Origin of the sequence: Bacillus sp. AFS040349, from assembly GCF_002577655.1 — a bacterium.
Classification (GTDB): domain Bacteria; phylum Bacillota; class Bacilli; order Bacillales; family Bacillaceae; genus Metabacillus.
The window spans coordinates 12,001-34,533 of record NZ_NUMC01000010.1 but is presented as its reverse complement, the minus strand read 5'-3'; the positions used below and the strand labels follow the sequence as shown (position 1 = coordinate 34,533).

The window sequence follows — 22,533 nt, the reverse complement described above, 5'->3', positions numbered from 1 at the left end:
GAATGAAGGGTATTTTTTAATTGTTAAAAATATACACATTCATATAGAGAAAATTTCCAAATTTCACTCCTAAATCATCAAAAATTGTACAAACTATTAGTAGATATTACTGATTCTGGAGGGAGTAGGAAAATGGATAAGCTACATTCTTTTGCATGGTATGCAGCACGTATTGCACCAAAATTACCGAAAAAGGCCTTTAAGCCTGTGCCTGGACGCCTTTGGGGAGGTCTAGCATATTTATTAATTGTTATAGCGGGCTTTCTCACAATTGGCTTATTTCAATTACACCCGTTTCTCTATTTGGGGATTGCCCTTGTGCTTGGAGCAAGCTTTGCCGCAATGGGGTTTCTTGGACATGAAATTCTCCATGGAACTGTAGTAAGAAAGCCTTGGCTTCGTGACTTACTGGGGGCAATTGCCTTTTGGCCGCTAAGCACTGGACCAAAACTGTGGAGAAAGTGGCATAACCTAACACACCATGTTCATACCCAACATGAAGAACATGACCCTGATTCTTGGCCAACACTAGAGCGTTTATCAAAAACAAAATTTTTACGTTGGATATACCGCCTGCCACATGGTGTACGGGCTTTTGCCAGTTTTGCATCTTTAACGGTTATGTTTTCCCTTCATTCTGCAAAAATGTTTGTTGCCTACATAAAGGAATTTAAACCAAAGCAAAAGCGCTCCGTATGGATGCAGCTTATATTGCCATGGGTTTTCTGGTTTTCATTACTTTTTATTATGGGACCAGTTAAGTGGTTTTTTGCGTTTTTGTTGCCGTTACTAATTGCAAATGCCATTGTTATGGGCTATATCTCAACAAATCACCGTTTAAATCCAATAACAGAGGTAAACGATCCATTAGCAAATAGCTTAACAGTAACTGTCCCTAAATGGGTCGATGTGCTACATTTTAATTTTTCTTACCATACAGAGCATCATCTTTTTCCAGGCATGAGCTCTAAATATTATCCATTAGTAAAGGAACATATCAAAACTATGTGGCCTGACCGCTATCATGAAATGCCTTTTGGAAAAGCTTTAGTAGCTCTGTGGAAAACGCCACGAGTTTACTTTGAAGGCAATCAACTAATCGACCCAAAACAAGGTCATGTTTATGCAACACTGGGACATGGACTAGACATCTCAAACATCACCTATCGAAAGCTAAGTGCAAAGGATCCAGTTGTGAGGATTATGAAGAAAAAGAAAGTGGAATTGGGTAGAGTGATGAAGGGGGATAAGAGGGTTTGACTGATTCTGGCTGTAATGCAGGACAAAAGTGATCGTGTTAAATGGAGGAATGTCTTTCATAAGGCGTATGAACGACAAAAGCGGGCGGTTCGCCGAGAGGAATGTCTTTCATAAGGTGGATAAACGACAAAACAGACCGGTTCACCCGGAGAACTGTCCTTCATCGCTATGTCTATTTCCAAAGCAGTCAAATTCAACATCACTTAAAGTTGCCAATTTTATAAGATCTTAAATATCTTTGCAACTCATTCAAATGATTCTGCAAGTTCTGCGGTTATTCTTGCAACTCAAGCCAACAAACTTGCAACCATCACCAGATTTTTTGCAAGTTGGTCAATTGTTGCAGGGAAACCTCTGGCTGATTAACCAAAATGACAAACACATAACAAAAGGGCTGCCCACAGCAGCCCTTTTCAACGTTATTTTTAAAAACCCTCTACATATCAACCTTCTTCAACGGCTTCTTCGCTGGTCCCTCAACAACATCACCAGTAACCGAAAATCTCGAACCATGACAAGGGCAGTCCCAAGTACGGTCACCGCTGTTCCATTCTACTTCACAGCCCATATGCGTACAGGTTGTATCAACAAGATTCACATTTCCTTCGTTATCTTTATAGCAGCCAGCTCGTTTGCCGTTCACAACAACAACAGAGCCTTCATCGTTTCCGATATCTTGAATGCTTTTGTCGGCAATATCGATTTTTCCTTCAATTAAATGACCTGCAACATCAAGGTTTTGCTTAAGAAACTTTTTAATACTAGGATCAGCATAAAAACGAGAGGGACTATATAAATCTTGATATGGATTTTCTTTTTCTAAAACAAGGTCCGTAAGAATTTTTGATGCGGCAATTCCGTTTGTCATTCCCCATTTTCGGTAGCCAGTTGCCACTAAGATATTGGGTTTGCTTGATGTAATTGAACCAACATAAGGAACTTTATCTAAAGTATATAAATCTTGTGCAGACCAGCGATATTTAATCTCTTCAATTCCGAGTACTTCTTCCCCAAACTCCTCAAGCGCTTTATAGTGTTTGTAGGTGGACATGCCTTGCCCAGTTTTATGGCCATGCCCACTAACTAATATAAGTTTTTCTCCATTCATCGGTGTGTAGCGCAATGATCTTGTTGGAGAATCGGCGCTGTAGTACATTCCGCCAGGGAAATCCATTTTCGCACGAACCCCAAGAATATAAGAACGCTCTGCATGCAGACGTGAAAAGTAAAATCCTTTTCCATCAAAAAATGGAAAGTGTGAGCAGGCAATAGCATATTTACAGGCAACACGGCGACCTTCCCTTGTAATAATCGTTGGTTTAGGTGTTGTTTCGTCAATATCGATCGCAGTTGTTTGCTCGTAGATTTCTCCACCTGATTTCACGATTTCATCAACAAGTACTGTTAAAAATTTCAAAGGATGATATTGTCCCTGAGATTTCATCACAATAGAGCCTTTGATATCGATTGGAAAAGGAATGTTTTTAACATACTCACTATGTATACCAAGTCTTTGATAGGCTTCAAGTTCTTTGTTTATTTTCTTTTCATAATGGTCACTTATCGCATAGATATAGGCATCTTCTTCAGTTAAATCACAATCAATCCCAAGTTCATTTGTTGTTTGTCGAACAAATTCAAGGGCATCTATATTGGCTTGGTAATACAGCTTAGCATTTTCTTCACCCATATGCTGAATCAGTTCATCATATATGAGGCCGTGCTGAGCTGTTACTTTTGCCGTAGTATGACCGGTTGTTCCATTTAGAATTTCACTAGCTTCTAAAATAGCTACTTTCAATCCTTGCTTTGATAATAAGTAAGCAGTTGTAATCCCGGTAATCCCGCCTCCAACGATTGCTACATCAACTTCTGTATCAATTTTTAAAGGAGGAAACGATTTTAGTTGAGCTGATTCTCTCCAAAATGGCTCAGGTTCATAAGGCATCTTTCCTTGTGGGAATTCTTCTGTCATTCAAATACCTCCTATAGGCTAAACATCATTCTTATTAATTTTTTCCAATTAAGGTTAAAACATGTATTCACTTATGAAAAATCTATGAGACGTACCCTTACTAAGCCTCTAGCCGTAGATGAAAATAAAGCTGAGGCTCGTTTTGAGAACTCTGGAATGTAGGTAAGATAAAGACATAGAAACGAACACAAGTTAAACACAACATAACGAAGCCAAACAACTTGTGTTGGTTGGTAAAGAGAAAAGTCAACGAGCTTTTCTACTAAAAAAGGAGGAAACAAAAGATGAAAAAGTTTGGGCTTTTATTTTTAGGTGGGGTGGCTGTGGCAATACTGCTATCAAATTTAGCACCTATGATTGCTTTAGGGTTAAGTCTGCTAATTCTGTACTACTCGTACAAAGGCTTTATCAAGACGGAATCTAAATTTAACAAAGTGGTGTTAGCGATTGTTGGTGTGATTGCGTTATTCGCTTCAGCATCAAACCTGCCAGCGATTTTAGGATTTGTTGCTGCATATGTGATTTACGTTGTTTATAAAAACTGGAACAAATCATCTGAAAAATCCATTAAAGAAGATTCAGATCCATTTACAAATTTTGAAAAAGAATGGAACGATTTAAAAGGTAACTATTAATAAACGTTTTTCCCACCTTGACTGAGGAGGCTAGAGTAAAAACTCCTCACAAGTTTAATAAAAAAATGTAAAACATTAAAGGAGAGATTTATAATGGCAAATATTTTCACAAGATTAGCGGATACAATTTCAGCAGATTTACATGAGGCATTAGATCAAAAGGAACAAAAAAATCCAATCTCAATTTTAAACCACTACTTAAGACAATGTGAGCAGGAAACAGAAAAGGTTCGTAAGTTAGTTGAACGTCAGTATTTGTTAAAAGAAGAGTTTAACCGCGAGTACAATGAAGCAACACATCTAGCAGAAAAACGTAAGCATCAAGCTGAAATTGCCTCAAAGGCTGGAGAGGCTGAACTTTATGAATTTGCTTTAAAAGAGTATGCTCATTATGAAGAAAGAAGAGAGCGTTTAGATGCATCTCGTAAGCAAACAGCACAGCAGCTTGAAGAGCTTGAGCAAAAGTATGAGGAAATGAAACATAAATTAAAAGATATGCAGATTAAACGTATGGAGTTAATGGGAAGAGAAAATGTTGCCCGTGCTCACCACCGTATTAGCAAAGTATCTGATTCTGGCAGTTTTTCAACAAAAGCATTTGCAAGATTTGAAGAAATGGAAAGCTATCTAGATCGCCTCGAGCAGCAGGTAACAAAAGCTTATCACCGCAATACAATTGATGCTCGTATTGCACAATTAGAAAAACAATTAAAAACTGAACAAACAAATACAATCTCGTAAATCTTCATGGTATTCTTAAAAGGCGTAGGTCAAACTTGCGCCTTCTTTCATATGAAACGCGGCTGACATAAAAGTTTGTTACTATATTAATAGGGAGGAGGAAACCGCGTGTTAAGAAATATGAATTCTGATTATGTAAATTGGATTATTCTAATAGGAATTCTCCTCCTTCTTTTAGAAATATTATTTTTTAATGGTGGTTTAATCGTTACATTTTTGTTATCAATTGGATGCATTTTTTTAGGGCGTCGATGGCGACCGCGGTTTATAGGCAAGAGCCTCTATTGGATTGGTTGGATTTGGCTTGTTATTACCGTGCTGAATATGATGACATTTCGTTATTTTATTTGTGTGCTGCTCATTTATGTTGTTGTTCAATTTTTCCAAACACAGAAGGAGCCTAAACGAATAAAACCAAGTGTGAAGGAGCCTTCGGGCGAATCAGAAAAAAATGAACCGGCAAACGAACCAGTGACCCATCAGAAAAAAATCTTTGAAAATAAGTTCTTTACGAATCAAAAATCACCGGATATTGCATATGAATGGAATGATATCAATATTCAGGTGGGTGTTGGGAACACAGTCATTGATTTAAGTGATACGGTCTTACCAAATGAGGAAGCGATTATTTCGATACGCAGTTTAGTAGGAAATGTTCAAATTCTTGTTCCATATGAAGTGGAGGTTCATATTAACCATTCTGTTATGATTGGTGATGTGAGTGTTTTTCAAGATTTTAAGCAAAAGGTTGTGAATGAAACTCTTGTTTATGAAACACCGCAGTACAGACAAGGTGAACAAAGGGTGAAATTGATCACTTCAGCTATTTCAGGAAAGCTTGAGGTGAAAAGAATATGAATATGATACAGCGGCAAGTTTTGTTAGGTGCATTTTTTTCACTTATTCTATTCATTCTTCTTTCCCTCATGTTTTTTATGGCATTTCCCCTTCATAAATGGAGTGAACTATGGAATCAAAAAATCATGGATTTACCTTTTATTTATATTGTGCCAAGCATAAGTATAGTAGCAGGTGTACTCTTTGGTTTGTTTTCCGGTCTTTATTGGAAAAAACAGCTCAGTACAATTGAACAAACAATTCAGGAGCTTGATAAGGGACGGACGATCTCTACTGAACAACCTTGTTTGCCAGAAGTACAAGATATTCAAAAGAAGGTTGAAAAGATTCAGAAGCAAATTCAGGAACAAACAAAGCTCTCGCAAAAGCTAGCAACAGAAAAAGCAGAAGACCAAGAAAAGAGAATACAAGAATTAGTTTCACAGGAAAGAAATCGATTGGCTCGTGAGCTTCATGATTCTGTCAGTCAACAGCTTTTTGCAGCATCAATGATGATGTCAGCTATTACCGAGAGTAGAGAAGAATGGGATGATGGTGAGTCGAAACAGTTAAGGCTAATTGAGGCAACGATTCACCAATCACAGCTTGAAATGAGAGCGTTGCTATTACATTTACGACCAGCGGCATTAAAAGGTAAATCCCTTCAAGAAGGAATTCAAGAGCTTTTGGTAGAACTAATGCAAAAGGTGACAATGAATATAAAATGGAAAGTAGAACCGATCCCATTAGACAAAGGTGTAGAGGACCATTTATTTCGTATTCTTCAAGAGTCTGTTTCCAATACACTTCGTCATGCAAAGGCAACAAGTTTGGACGTGTTGTTGATAGAACGCGATTCCTTTGTGATCATGCGTGTGACAGATGATGGCATTGGGTTTGAGCTTGAAGAAGGTAAAACAGGTTCATACGGTTTACAAAACATGCATGAGCGTGCTGTTGAAATAGGTGGTTCAATGAAAATTGTCAGCCTGAAAAATAAAGGGACACGGTTAGAGGTTAAGGTTCCTGTCCTAGCAGGAGAGAGTGAAAACAATGATTAAAGTAGTATTTGTTGATGATCATGAAATGGTACGAATCGGTGTTTCATCCTATTTATCTGCCCAGCCTGACATTGAGGTAATTGGTGAAGCAGATAACGGAAAAAAAGGTGTAGAGCTATGTCTTGACCTTCGCCCGGATGTCATTTTAATGGATTTGGTTATGAAGGAAATGGACGGAATTGAGGCAACAAAGAGAATCGTCGATGCCTGGCCTGAGGCTAAAATTATCATTGTGACAAGCTTCCTAGATGATGAGAAGGTATATCCGGCACTGGAAGCGGGGGCAACAAGCTATTTGCTAAAAACGTCAAAAGCAAGTGAGATCGCCAATGCTGTCCGCGCCACGTTTCACGGTCAATCGATTTTAGAGCCTGAGGTCACAGGTAAAATGATGATGAAGATGAGACAACGAGAAACAACACACCTCCATGATCAACTCACTTCAAGGGAAATGGAAATTTTATTGCTGATGGCACAAGGAAAAACCAATCAAGAAATTGCAGATGAATTGTTTATTGCCTTAAAAACAGCCAAAACCCATGTTAGCAACATCTTAAGTAAGCTGGATGTTCAAGATCGAACACAGGCTGTTATTTATGCCTTTAAGCATTCACTTGTAAAATAAATCAGACAACAGATTAGGGAGAGACATAAGAAGATGCATAGAAATGAAGAATTATATCACTACCTAGTTAAGAACTCATGGCAAATGTCAGAAGACTGGTATAATATGGTTGACGACAATGACCCAAACTCAGTCTATTCAACGGAAGATCAAGCAATCATTCAAACATTAAAAGAACAAAATCAGGATTACCTTATCCACCTACATAGACTTTTCATAGAAGAAGAAGGAAAGTTTGTAAGTGAATTTAGAGCATGGTCAGAGGAACTAGCCCAGGATCAAAAGCATTTAGACACACCTGTTCATTATGTTGTAAGGGAATTTTTAAGAACACAGGATGTTTATCTTAAATATATCAAAAGCTTTTATAAAGAGAATATTGATACAGTTTCTGTTGATCAATTATTTTCATGGTTAGATGTAGTTAAAAAAGTCATCAATCTATCCGTTTATATTTACATTGATGCAGCCCATAAGAACACAATGAAACAAATTGCGGCACAAAAGGAAATGATTAATGAATTAAGTTCACCAGTCATTCTTCTGCAAAATAAAACAGCCCTTCTTCCACTTATTGGTGATATTGATACAGCCAGAGCAAAATTAATTTTAGAAAACACATTAACACAATGTGCAAATCTTGAAGTAGAACATTTATGTATTGACCTGTCTGGTGTTGCCATCATTGATACAATGGTTGCTCATGAAATTTTCCACTTAATCAAGGCATTAAAGCTTTTAGGTGTTAGATCAACATTATCAGGTATTCGCCCTGAAATTGCTCAAACAGCCATACAACTTGGCCTTGATTTTGAAGAAATTAACACAACCGCCTCATTAGCAAATGCATTAGGACAAATTTAAGATAAGTGTTTAAAAGCCCTATCTGTTTTGAGATAGGGCTTTTAAACTTACTATATGTTGTTATGAAGCTGTTCGGTGTCCGCCTCGCATTTTTCTCATTACAAAGCTTACAACGAACACAAGAATAATCGAACCAATTAAAGCTGGGACAATATAGAATCCACCCATTTCTGGCCCCCACTGACCAAATAGAAGAGAGCCTAACCAAGCTCCAATAAATCCTGCGATAATGTTACCAAAGATTCCTCCTGGAAGATCACGTCCTGCAATTAATCCAGCTAACCAGCCGATAACTCCGCCTATAATTAAAGCCCAAATAAAACCCATTCTTCTCTCCTCCTTTAGTTTTGTATCCCCCGTCTTGGAATTTATATTCCCCCTTGTCCATTATTATAAACGCATTAATTTCTTCCAGGAGGGACAGGCACCTCGTCCCAGTCTGGGACAAGGTGCCTGTCCCTCCGCCTCAGCAAACAAATTAGATTTACGAAACAATAACATCTATAATAGAAGCAGAATGTAAGTTGTGAAAGGATGTTTCTATGAGTAAAACAGTCGTTCTAGCTGAAAAGCCTTCTGTTGGAAGAGATTTAGCTAGAGTGTTAAATTGTCATAAAAAAGGTAATGGTTTTCTTGAGGGAGATCAATATATCGTTACTTGGGCATTGGGTCATCTTGTTACATTAGCTGATCCAGAAAGCTATGGTGATCAATATAAATCATGGCGCTTGGAAGATTTACCAATGCTTCCGGCTCCATTAAAGCTAGTTGTGATTAAAAAAACAGGCAAGCAATTTCAGTCTGTAAAAACCCAATTATTACGTAAAGATGTTCGTGACATCATCATTGCAACTGATGCTGGACGTGAGGGTGAGCTTGTTGCCCGCTGGATTTTAGAAAAAGCCCGCGTTAATAAGCCGATTAAAAGACTTTGGATTTCATCTGTGACTGATAAAGCAATAAAAGAAGGCTTTCGTAAGCTAAAGAATGGGAAAGAATATGAAAACTTATATGCTTCTGCCGTTGCTAGAGCAGAGGCAGACTGGATTGTTGGCTTAAACGCAACACGTGCTTTAACAACAAAATACAATGCTCAGCTATCTTCAGGGCGTGTGCAAACACCAACATTAGCGATGATTGCCGGGCGCGAGGAAGAAATTCGCAGCTTCAAGCCTAAAAAATACTACGGAATCAAAGCTGTAGCAGAAAATAGCTTAAGATTTGCTTGGCAGGACGAAAAAACAAAAGATACAAAAACGTTTAACGAAGCAGCAATTGATGGAAAGCTCGCTGGGTTAAAAGGAAAAGACGCGAAGGTAGTAAACGTCAAAACAACACCGAAAAAATCATACTCACCAGCTCTTTACGACTTAACTGAACTTCAACGTGATGCAAATAAACGCTTTGGCTACTCAGCAAAAGAAACTCTTTCGATTATGCAAAAGCTTTATGAGCAGCATAAAGTGCTAACATATCCACGAACAGATTCTCGCTATATAACTAGTGATATCGTTCCAACTTTAAAGGATCGACTAGAAGCTTGCAGAATGAAGCCATATGCTTCTATCATCGGCAAAATTTTAAGTAAACCAATCAAAGCGAATAAATCTTTTGTTGATGACCAAAAGGTATCAGATCACCATGCGATTATCCCAACAGAAGAATCAGTACCACTAAGTGCTTTATCCGATAAAGAACGCAAAATCTATGATTTAGTTATTCAACGATTTTTAGCCGTTTTACTTCCTGCTTATCAATATGAACAAACAGTTGTAACTGCCAAAATAGGTGAAGAGCTTTTTACTGCAAAAGGTAAACGTGTAGTATCTGCAGGCTGGAAGGAAGTTTATACAGATTTTGTTGATGAAGACAGTGAAGATGACCAAACATTACCGGCACTATCTGAAGGGGCCACACTAAAGATTCAGTCAGTATCAAAAACTACTGGCGAAACAAAGCCACCTGCTCGATTTAATGAGGCGACACTTCTTTCAGCTATGGAAAACCCTACGAAATATATGGCAGGAGAAAGCAAGGATCTTATTCAAACAATCGGTGAAACAGGTGGACTCGGTACAGTTGCAACGAGAGCGGATATTATTGAAAAACTATATAGCAGCTTTTTAATAGAGAAAAAAGGCAAAGATCTTTTCATAACGTCAAAAGGAAAGCAATTGCTGAACCTTGTTCCTGAAGATCTAAAATCACCTGTGTTAACAGCTGAATGGGAACAAAAGCTGACTAAAATTTCAAAAGGAAGCTTACCAAAACAGGCTTTCTTAGATGAGATGAAGAAATACGCAAAAGAGGTTGTAACTGAAATTAAAAACAGCAAACAAACCTTTAAGCATGATAACTTAACAGGAAGCAAATGTCCGGACTGTGGCAAGCTCATGCTAGAAGTGAACGGTAAAAAAGGTAAAATGCTTGTTTGTCAGGACCGCGAATGTGGCCACAAAAAAGGCATATCAAAAGTAACGAATGCACGCTGCCCAAACTGTCACAAAAAGCTTGAGCTACGTGGACAGGGAGAGGGACAAATGTTCACTTGCAAATGCGGTCATCGCGAAAAAATGTCCACATTCCAGGAAAGACGGAAAAAGAACCAAAACAGCAAAGTATCAAAACGCGAAGTGGCAAGCTATATGAAAAAGCAAGATGATAACTTTTCAAATAATGCTTTAGCAGATGCATTAGCAAAGCTTAATTTAAAGGAGTAGCCAGAATGAGCCGTAAAATTGGACATATCACAATCCTTGTCTCAGATTATGATGAAGCCATTGATTATTATGAATAAGCTCGGGTTTGTTTTGCTTACTGACAACTCATTTGGAGAAGGCATGCGCTGGGTAACAGTTGCTCCTTCTCGAGAATGCGGAACGGCAATTGTATTTGTAGAAGCCGATAATGATGAGAAAAAGGCACGTGTAGGTTCACAAGCTGCGGATCATGTATTTTTGGTGATTGAAACAGATGACTGTTTGCGTGAATATCATATAATGAAAGAAAAAGGGGTGCGCTTTTTAGGTGAACCCCAAGAAATGCCATGGGGAACAGAGGTTGTGTTTGAAGATCTCTATGGAAACCGTTTTGACCTGCTGCAGGTGAAAAGTTACTAAGATTTTAAGATAAGGAAGATATAACGTGCCAATCATAAAGACAGATATGTTTATTTATGCCCCTCGTGACATTTGCTTTGATGTTGCGCGAGATATTGATATTCATACCCAATCCACAAGTCAAACAAATGAACGTGCGATTGGTGGTGTAACAAGTGGCTTAATCGAGTTAAACGAAACGGTCACATGGGAAGCCGTCCACTTTGGAATCAAACAAAACCTAACTGTTCGGATTACGGAATTTGATTTCCCAAACCGATTCGTCGACGAAATGGAAAAAGGAGCCTTCAAACGCTTCTACCACGTCCACGAATTCATCGAAAAACCAAACGGCACACTCATGCTCGACACATTCGACTACACCTCTCCATTTGGATTCATAGGAAAAATCGCGGACCGACTGTTTTTGGAGCAGTACATGAGGGAGTTTTTGATAACGAGGAATCGGTATATAAAAAAAGTTGCTGAAGAGAGAGTTGGATGAGGTGCCTGTCACTTCCCGAAGTTTGTCGGAATTTGTAATAGGAATCCCAAAAAGAAGGGCCGCTGTTTGCGGCCTTTTTCTATGTTAGGAAGAGTCCTGTTGGGCGGGGCAAAAATTTGATGTGTCATCTACTGGATCAACCAGAGACAGAATCTATAACCAGGATATTAAAAACAATTCATTTCCCATCCCCCACCATTACAAGCACACCATCCCATGTAAGTAGAAATTTTTCCATAAAAGTGAACAATTTATGATCAATATATTACGAAAAAGTGACTAATAGTTGAACGATATATGACACATGAATTTACCAATAAACTTATCAGTGAACGTCTGATATGATGTGATTAACGATCTTGTGTGATCTTTCACACTGATCTTGTGCATGTTTTCACAAAGTGTTGTCGGGGTATCTAACCCTGATGATGTAGGTATAGAAAGAAGAAGCTTATGTGAAGGAAAGAAAGGAGTACTTATATGAAATTAAAATGGACTTTGTTCACAGTTATGGTTTCCATTGCCGCATTGTTATCAGGATGTGAGCCGTTACTGGTTTTAGATCCTAAAGGGCCACAGGCAGAAAGACTAGCAAGTGACATCTTATTATCTATGGGAATTATGTTGTTTATCGTTCTTGTTGTTCTTGGACTATTAGCTTATATGTTAGTGAAATATCGTGCTTCTAACATGCCTGATGATTATGAGCCGCCACACATTCATGGAAATGTATGGGTTGAAGCAATTTGTGTAGGGGTACCAATTATTATTGTTGCTTATCTTTCTTTTGTGTCAGTGCAAAGTAACTATATTGTTGAAGCACAGCCTGAAGGATATGAAGATAAAGAGCCTTTAGTTGTTTATGCGTCATCTTCTAACTGGAAATGGCATTTTAGTTATCCAGAAGAAAATATTGAAACGGTGAACTATTTATATGTACCAACAGATCGTCCGCTTGAATTTAAATTATATTCACATGGACCAATTACAAGTTTCTGGATTCCACAGCTTGGTGGACAAAAGTATGCAATGAATGATCACATTACAACACTTCATCTTGCAGCAGATCATGCTGGTGAATTTTTAGGAAGAAACTCAAACTTTAGTGGTGAAGGATTTGCTGATAACACGTTTAACGTAACAGCTATGTCTCAAACTGAATTTGATGAGTGGGTGGACGAAGTAAAAGAAACAGCTGAACCACTTACTGAAACAGAATTTGAAGAGTTATTAGAGCCAGGTCATCTTGGTCAATTAACATATACGGGAACTCATTTAGAGTTTGCTCCACCAAATCACGGTCATCACAGTGAAGAAGGTTCAGAGTCTGAACATGAAGGACATGAAGCAGAAACAACTAAAACTGACTCACACGAAGAGGACCATTCAGAACACAGTAATCATTAATCTTTAAAAGATATCGGATCTTTAAAATAAATTCACTTCCGAAAGGAGTCACAAACGTATGGATTTCTTTGATCGTTTTGCCGTACCTCATCCAAGCTTTGCAATCTATGCTTCGATGGTAGCCATTGGTTTAACTACGATTGCTATCATTGCTGGATTAACGTACTTTAAAAAATGGGGTTATTTATGGCGTGAATGGATAACAACAGTTGACCATAAACGTATCGGTATTATGTATTTAATTTCCGCGTTAGTTATGTTATTCCGTGGTGGTGTGGACGGAATTATGCTTCGTGCACAGCTAGCGGTTCCTGATAATACGTTACTCGATTCACAGCATTATAATGAGATCTTCACAACACACGGGGTTGTTATGATTCTATTCATGGCGATGCCATTTATCATGTTCTTCATGAACTTGGTTGTTCCACTGCAAATTGGAGCACGTGATGTTGCATTCCCACGTCTTAATGCTTTAAGCTTCTGGTTATTCTTTATGGGAGCTATGTTATTTAATATTTCATTCGTTGTTGGTGGATCACCTGACGCAGGGTGGACTTCATATTTCCCACTAGCAAGTGAAGAGTTTAGTAAATCTGTAGGTACGAACTATTATATGATCGCGATACAGATTGCAGGGATAGGAACCCTGATGACGGGTATTAACTTTATCACGACGATTATGAAAATGAGAGCACCTGGTATGACATTAATGAAAATGCCAATGTTCACATGGTCAGCTCTTATTGCAAACTTAATCATTGTTTTCGCATTCCCCGTGTTAACTGTAGCACTTGCAATGGGTACAATGGATCGTTTATTTGGAACACATTTCTTTACACTTGATAACGGTGGTATGGATATGCTTTGGGCCAACTTGTTCTGGGTTTGGGGACATCCTGAAGTGTATATCTTGATTTTACCGGCATTTGGTCTTTACAGTGAGATTATCTCTACATTCTCAGGACGTAACCTATATGGCTATAAATCAATGGTTTGGTCTATGGTATTAATTTCACTATTATCTTTCTTAGTATGGGCGCATCACTTCTTTACAATGGGTCAAGGTGCCTTTACAAACAGCATTTTCTCTATTACAACGATGATCATTGCTGTGCCAACTGGTGTTAAAATCTTTAACTGGCTGCTTACGCTCAGAAAAGGTAAAATTCGTATGACAACACCAATGCTTTATTCAATGCTTTTCATTCCACTATTCACATTAGGTGGAGTAACTGGGGTTATGCTTGCGATGTCTGCAGCTGACTATCAGTATCATAATACAATGTTCTTAGTTGCTCACTTCCACAATGTTATTATTCCAGGTGTAGTTTTTGCTATGCTTGCAGGATTAACTTACTATTGGCCAAAAATGTTTGGTTTTATGTTGAACGAAAGACTGGGGAAATGGACAGCATGGTTGCTTTCAATCGGATTTGTTCTAGCATTTATCCCAATGTATATTACAGGTTTAGATGGTCAAGTACGTCGTAGCTTCACGTATTCAGAATCTACTGGATTTGGACCACTTAACATGGTTTCATTTGTGGGTGCCGGGATTATGGCAATTGGTTTTGTGTTAATCGTTTATAACATTTACTACAGCATTCGTTATGCATCTAGAGATATTAGTGCAGATCCATGGGATGCACGCACACTAGAGTGGGCTACACACACTCCAGTTCCAGAATACAACTTCGCAATTGTTCCAGAAGTTACATCTAGCGAACCATTCTGGGATGCGAAAAAACATGATCACAAGCTATTTAAAGGTGAAATTGAAAAAATTCATATGCCGAATAACAGTGGAATGCCATTCCTAATGAGCTGTGTGTTCTTTGTATGGGGCTTCTCACTAATCTTTAGCCTATGGATTCCAGCAATTATTACTACAATCGGAATCTTTATCTTTATGACACTACGTTCTTTCGAAAAAGATCATGGTCGTTATATTCCTGTTAAAGAAATTGAAGAAACTGAATCAGAATTGCGAGGTGCTTAATGATGAAAATTGATAACTCGCTACCACTTGAATATGCTACAGAAGAAAATCGTTTAAAGATCTTTGGATTTTGGATTTTCCTAGGTGCGGAAATCATGCTTTTCGCAACACTTTTCGCTACCTATTTCACATTATATAATCGCACAGGAACAGGTCCTGATGGAGCCGAAATCTTCGTTATTACACCTGTTATCCTTGAAACATTCTTACTTTTAACAAGTAGTTTCACAATTGGTTTAGGTATTCATGCGATGCGTCTTGGTAGACAAAAAGCAATGATAAATTTCTTTGCTATTACACTTCTTCTTGGATTAGGATTCTTAGGTATCGAGATCTATGAATTTATCCACTATGCACATGAAGGAGCAGGCATTGGGGCAAGTGCCTTTACGTCGATCTTATTAACGACTTTAGGTACTCACGGAGCCCACGTAACGGTAGGTTTATTCTGGGGACTATTTATCATCATGCAAGTGAAAAAGCGTGGATTAACTCCAGAAACAGCTAACAAGTCATTTATTTTCAGTTTATACTGGCACTTCCTAGATGTTGTTTGGATCTTTATCTTCAGCTTCATCTATTTGAAAGGAATGATGTAAACAATGAGTGAATTATTCCCGATGAAACAAGTGATGGGTTTTGTCTTTTCACTAGTCCTTACTTTAGTAGCACTGGGTGTTTACTTCTTCGATATGTCATTTACAGTAGGGATGACAGTCCTGTTAGTAACAGCATTTATACAGGCTGGCCTTCAGTTAGTGGTATTTATGCACGCAGGTGAAACTGAGGACAAAGCAGCGATCTATACAAATGTATACTATGGAGTAATTATTGCATTAGTAACAATCTTTGGTACTTTGTTAGCAATGGTTTGGGATATGCATTAAAACGAAAAAGGTATGACTCATATTTGAGTCATACCTTTTTTGCGTATTAATGTGTATAGCCTTCGTCTGTTCTGCTTTGTAAAAACTCAGGCAGTTTAGAAGTATAAAGAACATAAAGAACTGTTAAGTGAGCAGCGATAATATTAATCACAAAAATCGATCCAAATATTAGATGTCCTGCTCCAAAATCAGCATACATATATAGAATTAACGTAGTCCACATTAAAACAATCAGTGGGATTTGTAAAAGAGCAATTTTTCTATTTTCAAGCCATAAAAAGATTGGTGTAGCTGTTCCAATTAATAAATAAGCGAAAAATACATCCATGTTCATACGCTCCTTTAGTGGTATCGCTTTCATATGTCGGTACCTTTTTAATTTTGTCTAAAACTAGGCTATTTTGTGTCAAAACTAAAACCAATTTGTGAATTTTTTGTTACATTTAATATAACATATCTTTAACTGTTTGACAAAGATAAAAATGTATGAGAATAAATTAATTTTGGTATGTTAAGCAATATAGATTGACGAGCTGTTTTTATTTAGAGTATAAGTGTTAGTGGAGAGCTGAGGAAAAAGTTGGTACATTTATACTGATACCACTTATGGTTAAAAATGAAAGGTGGTTTACATGGATACAACACAGAATATCTCAAGGAGAAAATTACTTGGTATTGCAGGCTTAGGCTGGATGTTTGATGCAATGGATGTTGGAATTCTTTCATTCATTATTGCAGCATTACAAAAGGATTGGGATTTAACATCAGAGCAAATGGGTTGGATTGGTAGTGTGAATTCAATCGGTATGGCTGTAGGGGCATTAGTTTTTGGTTTAATGGCAGACAAAGTTGGGCGTAAGCAAGTGTTTATTATTACACTTCTTTTATTTTCAATCGGAAGTGGAATATCTGCATTTGTGACGTCACTAACATTATTCCTTATTTTAAGATTTTTTATTGGAGCTGGTTTAGGAGGAGAACTTCCTGTTGCTTCAACTTTAGTATCAGAAAGTGTCCCGGCAAATGAGCGAGGCAGGGTTGTTGTTTTGTTGGAAAGCTTCTGGGCAGGTGGTTGGTTAATCGCTGCACTTATTTCATATTTTGTTATTCCTTCTTACGGTTGGCAGGCTGCGCTATTATTAAGTGCATTGCCAGCATTTTATGCCTTATATTTAAGGTTGAAACTTCCGGACTCTCCAAGGTTTCAAGCTATTACAGTCTCAAAGCAAAAGGAATCGTCTTTTACAAAGATTGCAAAAGTATGGGCAAGACCATATACAAAGCAAACAACCATGCTATGGATTCTATGGTTTTGTGTTGTTTTTTCATATTATGGAATGTTCCTATGGTTACCAAGTGTAATGGTCATGAAAGGTTTCAGTTTAATTAAAAGCTTTCAATATGTACTAATTATGACACTTGCTCAGCTGCCAGGTTATTTCTTAGCGGCGTATCTGATCGAGAAGGCAGGAAGAAAGTTTGTTCTTGTTACATTCTTAATTGGAACGGCTCTTAGTGCCTATTTCTTCGGAAATGCAGATACACTTCCATTGCTGCTAACTTCAGGTATATTTCTTTCTTTCTTTAACCTGGGTGCATGGGGTGGGCTTTATGCTTATACACCAGAGCACTACCCAACAGAGGTTCGTGGAACAGGTGCTGGCTTAGCTGCTTCATTTGGAAGAATTGGTGGTATTTTAGGACCATTAACAGTTGGTTATTTAGTTGCTGCGGAATATTCGATTAACTCGATTTTCCTTATCTTTGCCGTTGCAATAGTTGTCGGTGCACTAGCTGTACTTGTACTAGGTGAGGAAACAAAGCAAAAGGAATTAGCATAGAAGGTGTAGAGATTAGTCTTTCGGGGCTAATCTTTTTTTTACTGAGCATCCTAAATGCATAAAGAAACAAAACAAGGTATCCTTTCAGGTAAGAAGGTTATAGGAGGGAAAAACATGAACGAAATAATTAACACAATCCAAAACCATCGATCCATTCGTAAATTTGAAGATAAGCTATTATCAGATGAGCAAATTAAAACAATTGTCGAGAGTGCTCAAGCAGCTTCAACTTCTAGTTATGTACAGGCCTATTCAATTATTGGGGTTAAGGATCCTGACAAAAAGAAAAAGTTAGCTGAACTTGCAGGTGGGCAAGATTATGTTGTAGAAAACGGACATTTCTTCGTGTTTTGTGCAGATTTATACAGACATCAATTACTATCCGAAAAGCATGAACAAGATACAAGTCAAGTGTTAGAAAGTACAGAGAAATTCATGGTGGCGGTCATTGACGCAACTCTTGCTGCGCAAAATGCTGTGCTAGCAGCGGAATCAATGGGACTTGGTGCTGTTTATATTGGTGGACTTAGAAATAACTTAGAAGAAGTTTGTAAGCTTTTAAAAACCCCACCACTAGTCTTACCTCTTTTCGGTGTTGCTGTAGGTTACCCAGCTCAAATGCCCGATCAAAAGCAGAGGCTACCATTCCAGCATATTTACCATGAAGATGAATATGAGCAAAATAAAGACAATTACATGGACCAGCTGAAAAAATATGATGAGGAAATATCTCAATATTACGAGCAACGAACCAATGGCAAAAGAAAAGATACATGGACAGGACAAATGGCAGGCTTACTAGCTAGACCTTCAAGGATGTATATGAAAGAATTTGTAGAAGGTAAGGGATTTAATAAAAGATAACGAGCTGAATACTGAATTATGTTTTTGTGGTGGTCCAGCTATATAAGCTGGACTATTTTTGTGTTTAGGAAAGTTAATTCTGCAACTTAATTAAGGGGAAAAATATAGAAAGCATACGGAAACCAGAAATATGAATGCTTTTTCAAAGAGAAGCGGTAAAAACGCATACATAAAATCTATAAAATGGTAAAAATGCTATAAAAAGCAGCAGGGAATGTATATATTATCCATTTCCGTATCGTTTATTATCAAAAAAGGAAAGAAAGCATACGCAAATTAGGTATGTGAATGCTTTTCAAAGAGAAGCGGTAAAAATGCATACGTAAAATCCATAAAAAGGAAAAAAAGATAAGGAAAGCGGTAATAATTGCAAAAATTACCCATTTTCGCATCTTATTTTATCAAAAAAGGAAAGAAAGCATACGCAAACCAGGATGTGAATGCTTTTCCAAAGCTAGGCAGTATAAAATCGTACGTTAAACCCAATAAAAGGAAAAAATGAACATCCGATAGTGTGTCATTTGAAGGTTATTTAAAATTACATGATTAATAGTTGCGATAGGTAGCAGGAACTCGTTAGCAGAAACCAGGTCCTATTTCTATGTAACATATTTTCCTTATATAACGTCTAATAATTACCATTTATAGTATAATTGTGGGAAAAGTAGCTAAAAGGAGTGGGAGGGTGAAGAAGCTAGGAGGAATTAGTTTGCAGTTTATTGCTGCATGTGTGGGGATTATTATTTTTGGAGCACTGCCTTCATTGTTTATAGCTCAGGGTACAGGGGGAAGTCATATTGGGCTGTTTATAGACACACTTACTAGTATTATCAACAGCCTCATTCATTTTAACGAGATAACCTTTGAGATTAAAGGGGTGGAGTATCAGGTTTACAAATACATATTTGAGGGGGCTTTTTATTCGTTAACGCTCATTATATGTGCGCTCTTATTGGCTTATATCGTCGCTATTCTACTAACATTTTTAACGATGCAGTTTCCAAAATGGCTTCGAGAAAAAATAAAGCTTGCTATTTTCATTTTTGAATCATTACCAGATATATTAGTAATTTTGGTGCTGCAGCTTTTGATTATTACATTCTATAAAAAAACGGATCTCTTACTAATGAAGGTTGTCACAGTTGGAGACAGTCAAGCTTATTTACTCCCAATCATTTGCTTGGCAATTCTTCCAACCATTCAGTTATATCGAATGACCATCCATCTTTATGAAGAAGAATTATTAAAGGATTATGTTCTTTTAACTAGGGCAAAGGGAATTCGTCATACAATCATTTTGTGGAAGCACATTTTACGAAATACAGTTGTTTCTCTTTTCTTTCATTTGAAGCAAACAATATGGTTTATGCTTTCAACATTAGTTGTTGTTGAGCTCCTATTTAATGTGTTTGGAATTACCTATTATTTAAGAACGTATATGATACCGGAAGTGTTTACGTTTATTCTTCTCTTTTTATTTGTCCCAATCTTCATCTTTTATCATCTAGTGAAAATCATCATTGAAAAAACGGTAAAGGGAGGGGAAGCTTTGACATGATGCTTTTTAAAAATCCTCTCTTTTTAATTGGATTTATCTTTGTTGCAGGATTGTTACTTACTAGCTTTATTTATACAGCAGCTGTAGATAACGAGGTTTATCAAATCTATCACATCTATGATGAAAATAAGGAGTTGATTGACTCTGCTCCTATTGCACCTCGTAAGGAATCGTGGCTGGGGACGGACAAGCTTGGTTATGACATGTTAAGTAAAGGTATTAATTGGGGCAAAGTTTACGGTTATAGCGGCTCTTCTTATTGCCTTGTTACGAATGGCTTTATCGATTCCACTAGGATTGATGCTTGGAGCCTATTTTTCAAGAGGGCAAAAATATATAAATAGTGTAGTAGATGCTTTTCACTTTATTCCACTAACGATTATTGCTCTCTATTTATTAACTCCTGTACTTAGACAGCAGCCTGAAGGCTTTGTTTATTCATTTATGGAAAGAATGACAATTGAAGTAGTAGTCCTAACTATTCTAACTGTCCCGATTTTAGCTGTTTTAATAGGAAATGAAACAAGGGAGTTATTTAAAGCAGAATACGTGATAAGCTCCAAAACATTGGGGGGATCAAGACGGCATATTCTAATAAAGCATATTATTCCAAGCTTGAAGGATCGTTTTTTTATCCTGTTTGGACAGCAATTGGTACAAACGCTAATTGTGATGGCTCATTTAGGTATCTTTAATCTCTATTTTGGTGGAACAATTCTTTCTAACGATCAGCTTGCAAGTGACCCTCCCCGATCATTTACAAATGAATGGTCTGGTTTAATCGGGGGGTCGAAACAATTTATTCAATGGGCACCATGGATTCCTCTAACACCGATTATGTGCTTTGCTTTAACGATCTTAGCAGTCACATTTATGGTCGAAGGCTTTTCTAGAGTGACTACTGGTCGCCCTGTTTATTTTAAAAAGAAAAAGAAGAAAACAATGCCTACTATAAAAAAACAGCATCCAATTGAAAAAAGCCAATTTGATTTTTTGGATAAGTTCATGTAGTAAACGTGAAATTTCGCATATGATAATAGTAGAAGTTTAGAACGTAAAAAGAAGGAGCGGATGAAAATGAGAGAAAAATGGATTTTAATCGTTTTCACTATTATAAGTTTGCTTCTTTTAGTTGGCTCTATCTTGTTTCAATTTTTAAACGAAGAAGATCCTTATCAATTTTATACCGGGCTAGGAAAAGATATTGACATTTCACCAGATGACGGGACTGTTGCATTTTCTTATTATTTAGATGGAGATGAAGCCATTTATACAGCAAAGCTTGATGGTTCGGAGCTTACGAAAGTTAGTAGCAAAGAAGAAGGGAGATTCCGGAACCCCAAGTTTTCTCAAGGTACAGAACAGCTTTTATTTCTTTCTGAGGGAATAGATGGCGTGCAAAGCTTAATGGTGATGAATAAGGATGGAAGTCATCAAAAACGGGTAACGGACGATTCTTTACATGTAAAAGATGCTGTATTTTCTCCTTCAGGTGAGACCTTGTATTTTACGGCTAAGCTTTCATCTGAAATCAATAAGATGGAAGGTGAAACAAAGGAAGGATATGATCTTTACAAAATTAATCGTGATGAAACAGATTTAGAACAATTAACAGATCAAGATCATTTTACGATGAATGAACTTTCAATCTCTGTCGATGGAGAAGAATTGTATTATAGCTTATATGAAGTAAATGAACAGCTCACTGCTTTTTCACTAAAAGATCAAACAGAAACACGTGTTGCTGATGTGAACAAAGATATGTATTCTTCAATCCTATCAAAGGATAAGAAATTACTAGCTTACACGGCAGTGACGAAAGCATCATTGAATAGCAGTTTATTTAAATATGAACTATATCTTCAAGATCTAGATACAACTGAAACAAAACGATTAACAAATTTAAACAAAAATATACAATCGCCTGTCTTTTTCCATCATGAAAACAAGTTAGCATTTCTTGAGTATACAAATTGGCCTAGTGATCCAGAGAACTATCGACTTATGACTGTCTCATTTGAAGGTGGAGATGAACAAGAAATTAACGTAAACCTACCTTCATCAACCAATCGCCATCTAGCAATGAAAACCGTGTACTTTTTATTATCAAACGAAGTAGCAACAGCGATTTATTATGTCCTGTTTTTCGTAGGGTTGATTTTATTGACTCAAAGAAGGTCAGGTAAAGTATTTCAACCCTCATTTATTAGTCTTGGTCTTTCTTTACTCTTTTTTATTGGAAGCTTTGCAATTGGTGCTATAACAAACCCATGGTATGGCATCTGGTTGGCAATGGTGGCTGTTGCTATGTTTATATGTTCACTGGTGCTCGTTTTATTCTCTTATATTGTGAGTAAGATGAGAAAAAAATAA

General features: G+C 37.3%; 24 protein-coding genes. 21 read left to right on the top strand and 3 right to left on the bottom strand.

The window, feature by feature from the left end; translation table 11 throughout:
* Positions 1-132 precede the first annotated feature (132 nt).
* Positions 133-1,260 (top strand): Delta(10) desaturase DesB, encoded by a 1,128-nt coding sequence (gene desB / locus COD11_RS02535; protein ID WP_098795186.1) that lies wholly within the window; start codon positions 133-135, stop codon positions 1,258-1,260.
* Positions 1,261-1,696: 436 nt separating this feature from the next.
* Here the strand turns inward: desB and COD11_RS02530 are convergent, their stop codons facing one another.
* A complete protein-coding gene (locus COD11_RS02530) occupies positions 1,697-3,235 on the bottom strand; it encodes an FAD-dependent oxidoreductase (protein ID WP_176550949.1) in 1,539 nt (512 codons plus the stop codon).
* A gap of 284 nt (positions 3,236-3,519) precedes the next feature.
* Here COD11_RS02530 and COD11_RS02525 point away from each other — a divergent pair, with 284 nt between their 5' ends.
* The 6 genes from COD11_RS02525 (at position 3,520) to COD11_RS02500 (ending at position 7,998) form a co-directional block, all read left to right on the top strand.
* Positions 3,520-3,870: a lmo0954 family membrane protein gene (locus COD11_RS02525; protein WP_098795185.1), complete on the top strand. Its 351-nt coding sequence runs from the start codon at positions 3,520-3,522 to the stop codon at positions 3,868-3,870.
* Between the two features lie 93 nt (positions 3,871-3,963).
* Positions 3,964-4,611: a PspA/IM30 family protein gene (locus COD11_RS02520; protein WP_098795184.1), complete on the top strand. Its 648-nt coding sequence runs from the start codon at positions 3,964-3,966 to the stop codon at positions 4,609-4,611.
* A 108-nt stretch (positions 4,612-4,719) separates the two neighbouring features.
* Positions 4,720-5,469 (top strand): cell wall-active antibiotics response protein LiaF, encoded by a 750-nt coding sequence (liaF, locus tag COD11_RS02515; protein WP_098795183.1) that lies wholly within the window; start codon positions 4,720-4,722, stop codon positions 5,467-5,469.
* The gene (locus tag COD11_RS02510; RefSeq protein WP_098795182.1) at positions 5,466-6,509 is read left to right on the top strand and encodes a sensor histidine kinase; all 1,044 of its coding nucleotides are present in this window, start codon (positions 5,466-5,468) and stop codon (positions 6,507-6,509) included. The genes liaF and COD11_RS02510 overlap by 4 nt, the downstream gene beginning before the upstream one ends.
* A complete protein-coding gene (locus COD11_RS02505) occupies positions 6,502-7,134 on the top strand; it encodes a response regulator transcription factor (RefSeq protein WP_098795181.1) in 633 nt (210 codons plus the stop codon). The genes COD11_RS02510 and COD11_RS02505 overlap by 8 nt, the downstream gene beginning before the upstream one ends.
* 33 nt (positions 7,135-7,167) lie before the next feature.
* Positions 7,168-7,998 (top strand): STAS domain-containing protein, encoded by an 831-nt coding sequence (locus COD11_RS02500; RefSeq protein ID WP_098795180.1) that lies wholly within the window; start codon positions 7,168-7,170, stop codon positions 7,996-7,998.
* Between the two features lie 60 nt (positions 7,999-8,058).
* On the opposite strand, the gene COD11_RS02495 is transcribed toward COD11_RS02500, so the two are convergent.
* Positions 8,059-8,325, bottom strand: coding sequence for a GlsB/YeaQ/YmgE family stress response membrane protein (locus COD11_RS02495; RefSeq protein WP_098795179.1), 267 nt, complete (start codon positions 8,323-8,325; stop codon positions 8,059-8,061).
* A 215-nt stretch (positions 8,326-8,540) separates the two neighbouring features.
* On the opposite strand from COD11_RS02495, the gene COD11_RS02490 reads away from it, so the two are divergent.
* The 8 genes from COD11_RS02490 to qoxD all read left to right on the top strand — a co-directional run bounded on the left by COD11_RS02490 (position 8,541) and on the right by qoxD (position 15,897).
* Positions 8,541-10,718 carry a DNA topoisomerase III gene (locus tag COD11_RS02490; protein ID WP_098795178.1) on the top strand — a complete coding sequence of 726 codons (2,178 nt, stop codon included), beginning with the start codon at positions 8,541-8,543 and terminating at the stop codon, positions 10,716-10,718.
* Positions 10,719-10,723: 5 nt separating this feature from the next.
* On the top strand, positions 10,724-10,795 hold the full coding sequence (locus tag COD11_RS27935; RefSeq protein ID WP_369689261.1) for a VOC family protein: 72 nt from the start codon (positions 10,724-10,726) through the stop codon (positions 10,793-10,795).
* Entirely contained in the window at positions 10,767-11,117 is a 351-nt protein-coding gene (locus COD11_RS02485) for a VOC family protein (RefSeq protein WP_369689260.1), read from the top strand. Before COD11_RS27935 ends, COD11_RS02485 begins: the two co-directional genes overlap by 29 nt.
* A 25-nt stretch (positions 11,118-11,142) precedes the next feature.
* Positions 11,143-11,601, top strand: a complete 459-nt coding sequence (locus COD11_RS02480) for an SRPBCC family protein (protein WP_098795177.1) — start codon at positions 11,143-11,145, stop codon at positions 11,599-11,601.
* Between the two features lie 480 nt (positions 11,602-12,081).
* Positions 12,082-13,008: a cytochrome aa3 quinol oxidase subunit II gene (qoxA, locus tag COD11_RS02475; protein WP_098795176.1), complete on the top strand. Its 927-nt coding sequence runs from the start codon at positions 12,082-12,084 to the stop codon at positions 13,006-13,008.
* 58 nt (positions 13,009-13,066) lie between these two features.
* Positions 13,067-15,010, top strand: coding sequence for a cytochrome aa3 quinol oxidase subunit I (qoxB, locus tag COD11_RS02470; RefSeq protein WP_098795175.1), 1,944 nt, complete (start codon positions 13,067-13,069; stop codon positions 15,008-15,010).
* Between the two features lie 2 nt (positions 15,011-15,012).
* Positions 15,013-15,609 (top strand): cytochrome aa3 quinol oxidase subunit III, encoded by a 597-nt coding sequence (qoxC, locus tag COD11_RS02465; protein WP_098795174.1) that lies wholly within the window; start codon positions 15,013-15,015, stop codon positions 15,607-15,609.
* A gap of 3 nt (positions 15,610-15,612) precedes the next feature.
* Positions 15,613-15,897 (top strand): cytochrome aa3 quinol oxidase subunit IV, encoded by a 285-nt coding sequence (qoxD, locus tag COD11_RS02460; protein WP_098795173.1) that lies wholly within the window; start codon positions 15,613-15,615, stop codon positions 15,895-15,897.
* 46 nt (positions 15,898-15,943) lie between these two features.
* Here the strand turns inward: qoxD and COD11_RS02455 are convergent, their stop codons facing one another.
* Complete coding sequence (locus COD11_RS02455) at positions 15,944-16,225, bottom strand: spore morphogenesis/germination protein YwcE (protein ID WP_098795172.1); 282 nt, start codon at positions 16,223-16,225, stop codon at positions 15,944-15,946.
* A gap of 304 nt (positions 16,226-16,529) precedes the next feature.
* Between COD11_RS02455 and COD11_RS02450 the strand changes: the two genes are divergently transcribed.
* The 6 genes from COD11_RS02450 to COD11_RS02425 all read left to right on the top strand — a co-directional run bounded on the left by COD11_RS02450 (position 16,530) and on the right by COD11_RS02425 (position 22,533).
* Positions 16,530-17,738, top strand: a complete 1,209-nt coding sequence (locus tag COD11_RS02450) for an MFS transporter (protein WP_098795171.1) — start codon at positions 16,530-16,532, stop codon at positions 17,736-17,738.
* A 114-nt stretch (positions 17,739-17,852) separates the two neighbouring features.
* Positions 17,853-18,602, top strand: a complete 750-nt coding sequence (gene nfsA, locus COD11_RS02445) for an oxygen-insensitive NADPH nitroreductase (protein ID WP_098795170.1) — start codon at positions 17,853-17,855, stop codon at positions 18,600-18,602.
* 685 nt (positions 18,603-19,287) lie between these two features.
* Positions 19,288-20,160 (top strand): ABC transporter permease subunit, encoded by an 873-nt coding sequence (locus COD11_RS02440; RefSeq protein ID WP_141549639.1) that lies wholly within the window; start codon positions 19,288-19,290, stop codon positions 20,158-20,160.
* A complete protein-coding gene (locus COD11_RS02435; RefSeq protein ID WP_098795168.1) occupies positions 20,157-20,504 on the top strand; it encodes an ABC transporter permease family protein in 348 nt (115 codons plus the stop codon). The genes COD11_RS02440 and COD11_RS02435 overlap by 4 nt, the downstream gene beginning before the upstream one ends.
* Positions 20,461-21,171 (top strand): ABC transporter permease subunit, encoded by a 711-nt coding sequence (locus COD11_RS02430; protein ID WP_176550948.1) that lies wholly within the window; start codon positions 20,461-20,463, stop codon positions 21,169-21,171. The genes COD11_RS02435 and COD11_RS02430 overlap by 44 nt, the downstream gene beginning before the upstream one ends.
* Before the next feature lie 66 nt (positions 21,172-21,237).
* A complete protein-coding gene (locus COD11_RS02425; protein WP_176550947.1) occupies positions 21,238-22,533 on the top strand; it encodes a TolB family protein in 1,296 nt (431 codons plus the stop codon).

Bases quoted from the DNA above. Each gene is read 5' to 3' on its own strand.
- COD11_RS02530 (WP_176550949.1), bottom strand. From the start codon at position 3,235: ATGACAGAAGAATTCCCACAAGGAAAGATGCCTTATGAACCTGAGCCA.
- qoxB (WP_098795175.1), top strand. From the start codon at position 13,067: ATGGATTTCTTTGATCGTTTTGCCGTACCTCATCCAAGCTTTGCAATC.
- COD11_RS02455 (WP_098795172.1), bottom strand. From the start codon at position 16,225: ATGGATGTATTTTTCGCTTATTTATTAATTGGAACAGCTACACCAATC.
- nfsA (WP_098795170.1), top strand. From the start codon at position 17,853: ATGAACGAAATAATTAACACAATCCAAAACCATCGATCCATTCGTAAA.
- COD11_RS02435 (WP_098795168.1), top strand. From the start codon at position 20,157: ATGATGCTTTTTAAAAATCCTCTCTTTTTAATTGGATTTATCTTTGTT.
- qoxC (WP_098795174.1), top strand. From the start codon at position 15,013: ATGAAAATTGATAACTCGCTACCACTTGAATATGCTACAGAAGAAAAT.
- COD11_RS02425 (WP_176550947.1), top strand. From the start codon at position 21,238: ATGAGAGAAAAATGGATTTTAATCGTTTTCACTATTATAAGTTTGCTT.
- COD11_RS02525 (WP_098795185.1), top strand. From the start codon at position 3,520: ATGAAAAAGTTTGGGCTTTTATTTTTAGGTGGGGTGGCTGTGGCAATA.
- COD11_RS02490 (WP_098795178.1), top strand. From the start codon at position 8,541: ATGAGTAAAACAGTCGTTCTAGCTGAAAAGCCTTCTGTTGGAAGAGAT.
- qoxA (WP_098795176.1), top strand. From the start codon at position 12,082: ATGAAATTAAAATGGACTTTGTTCACAGTTATGGTTTCCATTGCCGCA.
- desB (WP_098795186.1), top strand. From the start codon at position 133: ATGGATAAGCTACATTCTTTTGCATGGTATGCAGCACGTATTGCACCA.
- COD11_RS02500 (WP_098795180.1), top strand. From the start codon at position 7,168: ATGCATAGAAATGAAGAATTATATCACTACCTAGTTAAGAACTCATGG.
- COD11_RS02450 (WP_098795171.1), top strand. From the start codon at position 16,530: ATGGATACAACACAGAATATCTCAAGGAGAAAATTACTTGGTATTGCA.
- qoxD (WP_098795173.1), top strand. From the start codon at position 15,613: ATGAGTGAATTATTCCCGATGAAACAAGTGATGGGTTTTGTCTTTTCA.
- COD11_RS02505 (WP_098795181.1), top strand. From the start codon at position 6,502: ATGATTAAAGTAGTATTTGTTGATGATCATGAAATGGTACGAATCGGT.
- COD11_RS02495 (WP_098795179.1), bottom strand. From the start codon at position 8,325: ATGGGTTTTATTTGGGCTTTAATTATAGGCGGAGTTATCGGCTGGTTA.
- COD11_RS02510 (WP_098795182.1), top strand. From the start codon at position 5,466: ATGAATATGATACAGCGGCAAGTTTTGTTAGGTGCATTTTTTTCACTT.
- COD11_RS02485 (WP_369689260.1), top strand. From the start codon at position 10,767: ATGATGAAGCCATTGATTATTATGAATAAGCTCGGGTTTGTTTTGCTT.
- COD11_RS02430 (WP_176550948.1), top strand. From the start codon at position 20,461: ATGCTTGGAGCCTATTTTTCAAGAGGGCAAAAATATATAAATAGTGTA.
- COD11_RS02520 (WP_098795184.1), top strand. From the start codon at position 3,964: ATGGCAAATATTTTCACAAGATTAGCGGATACAATTTCAGCAGATTTA.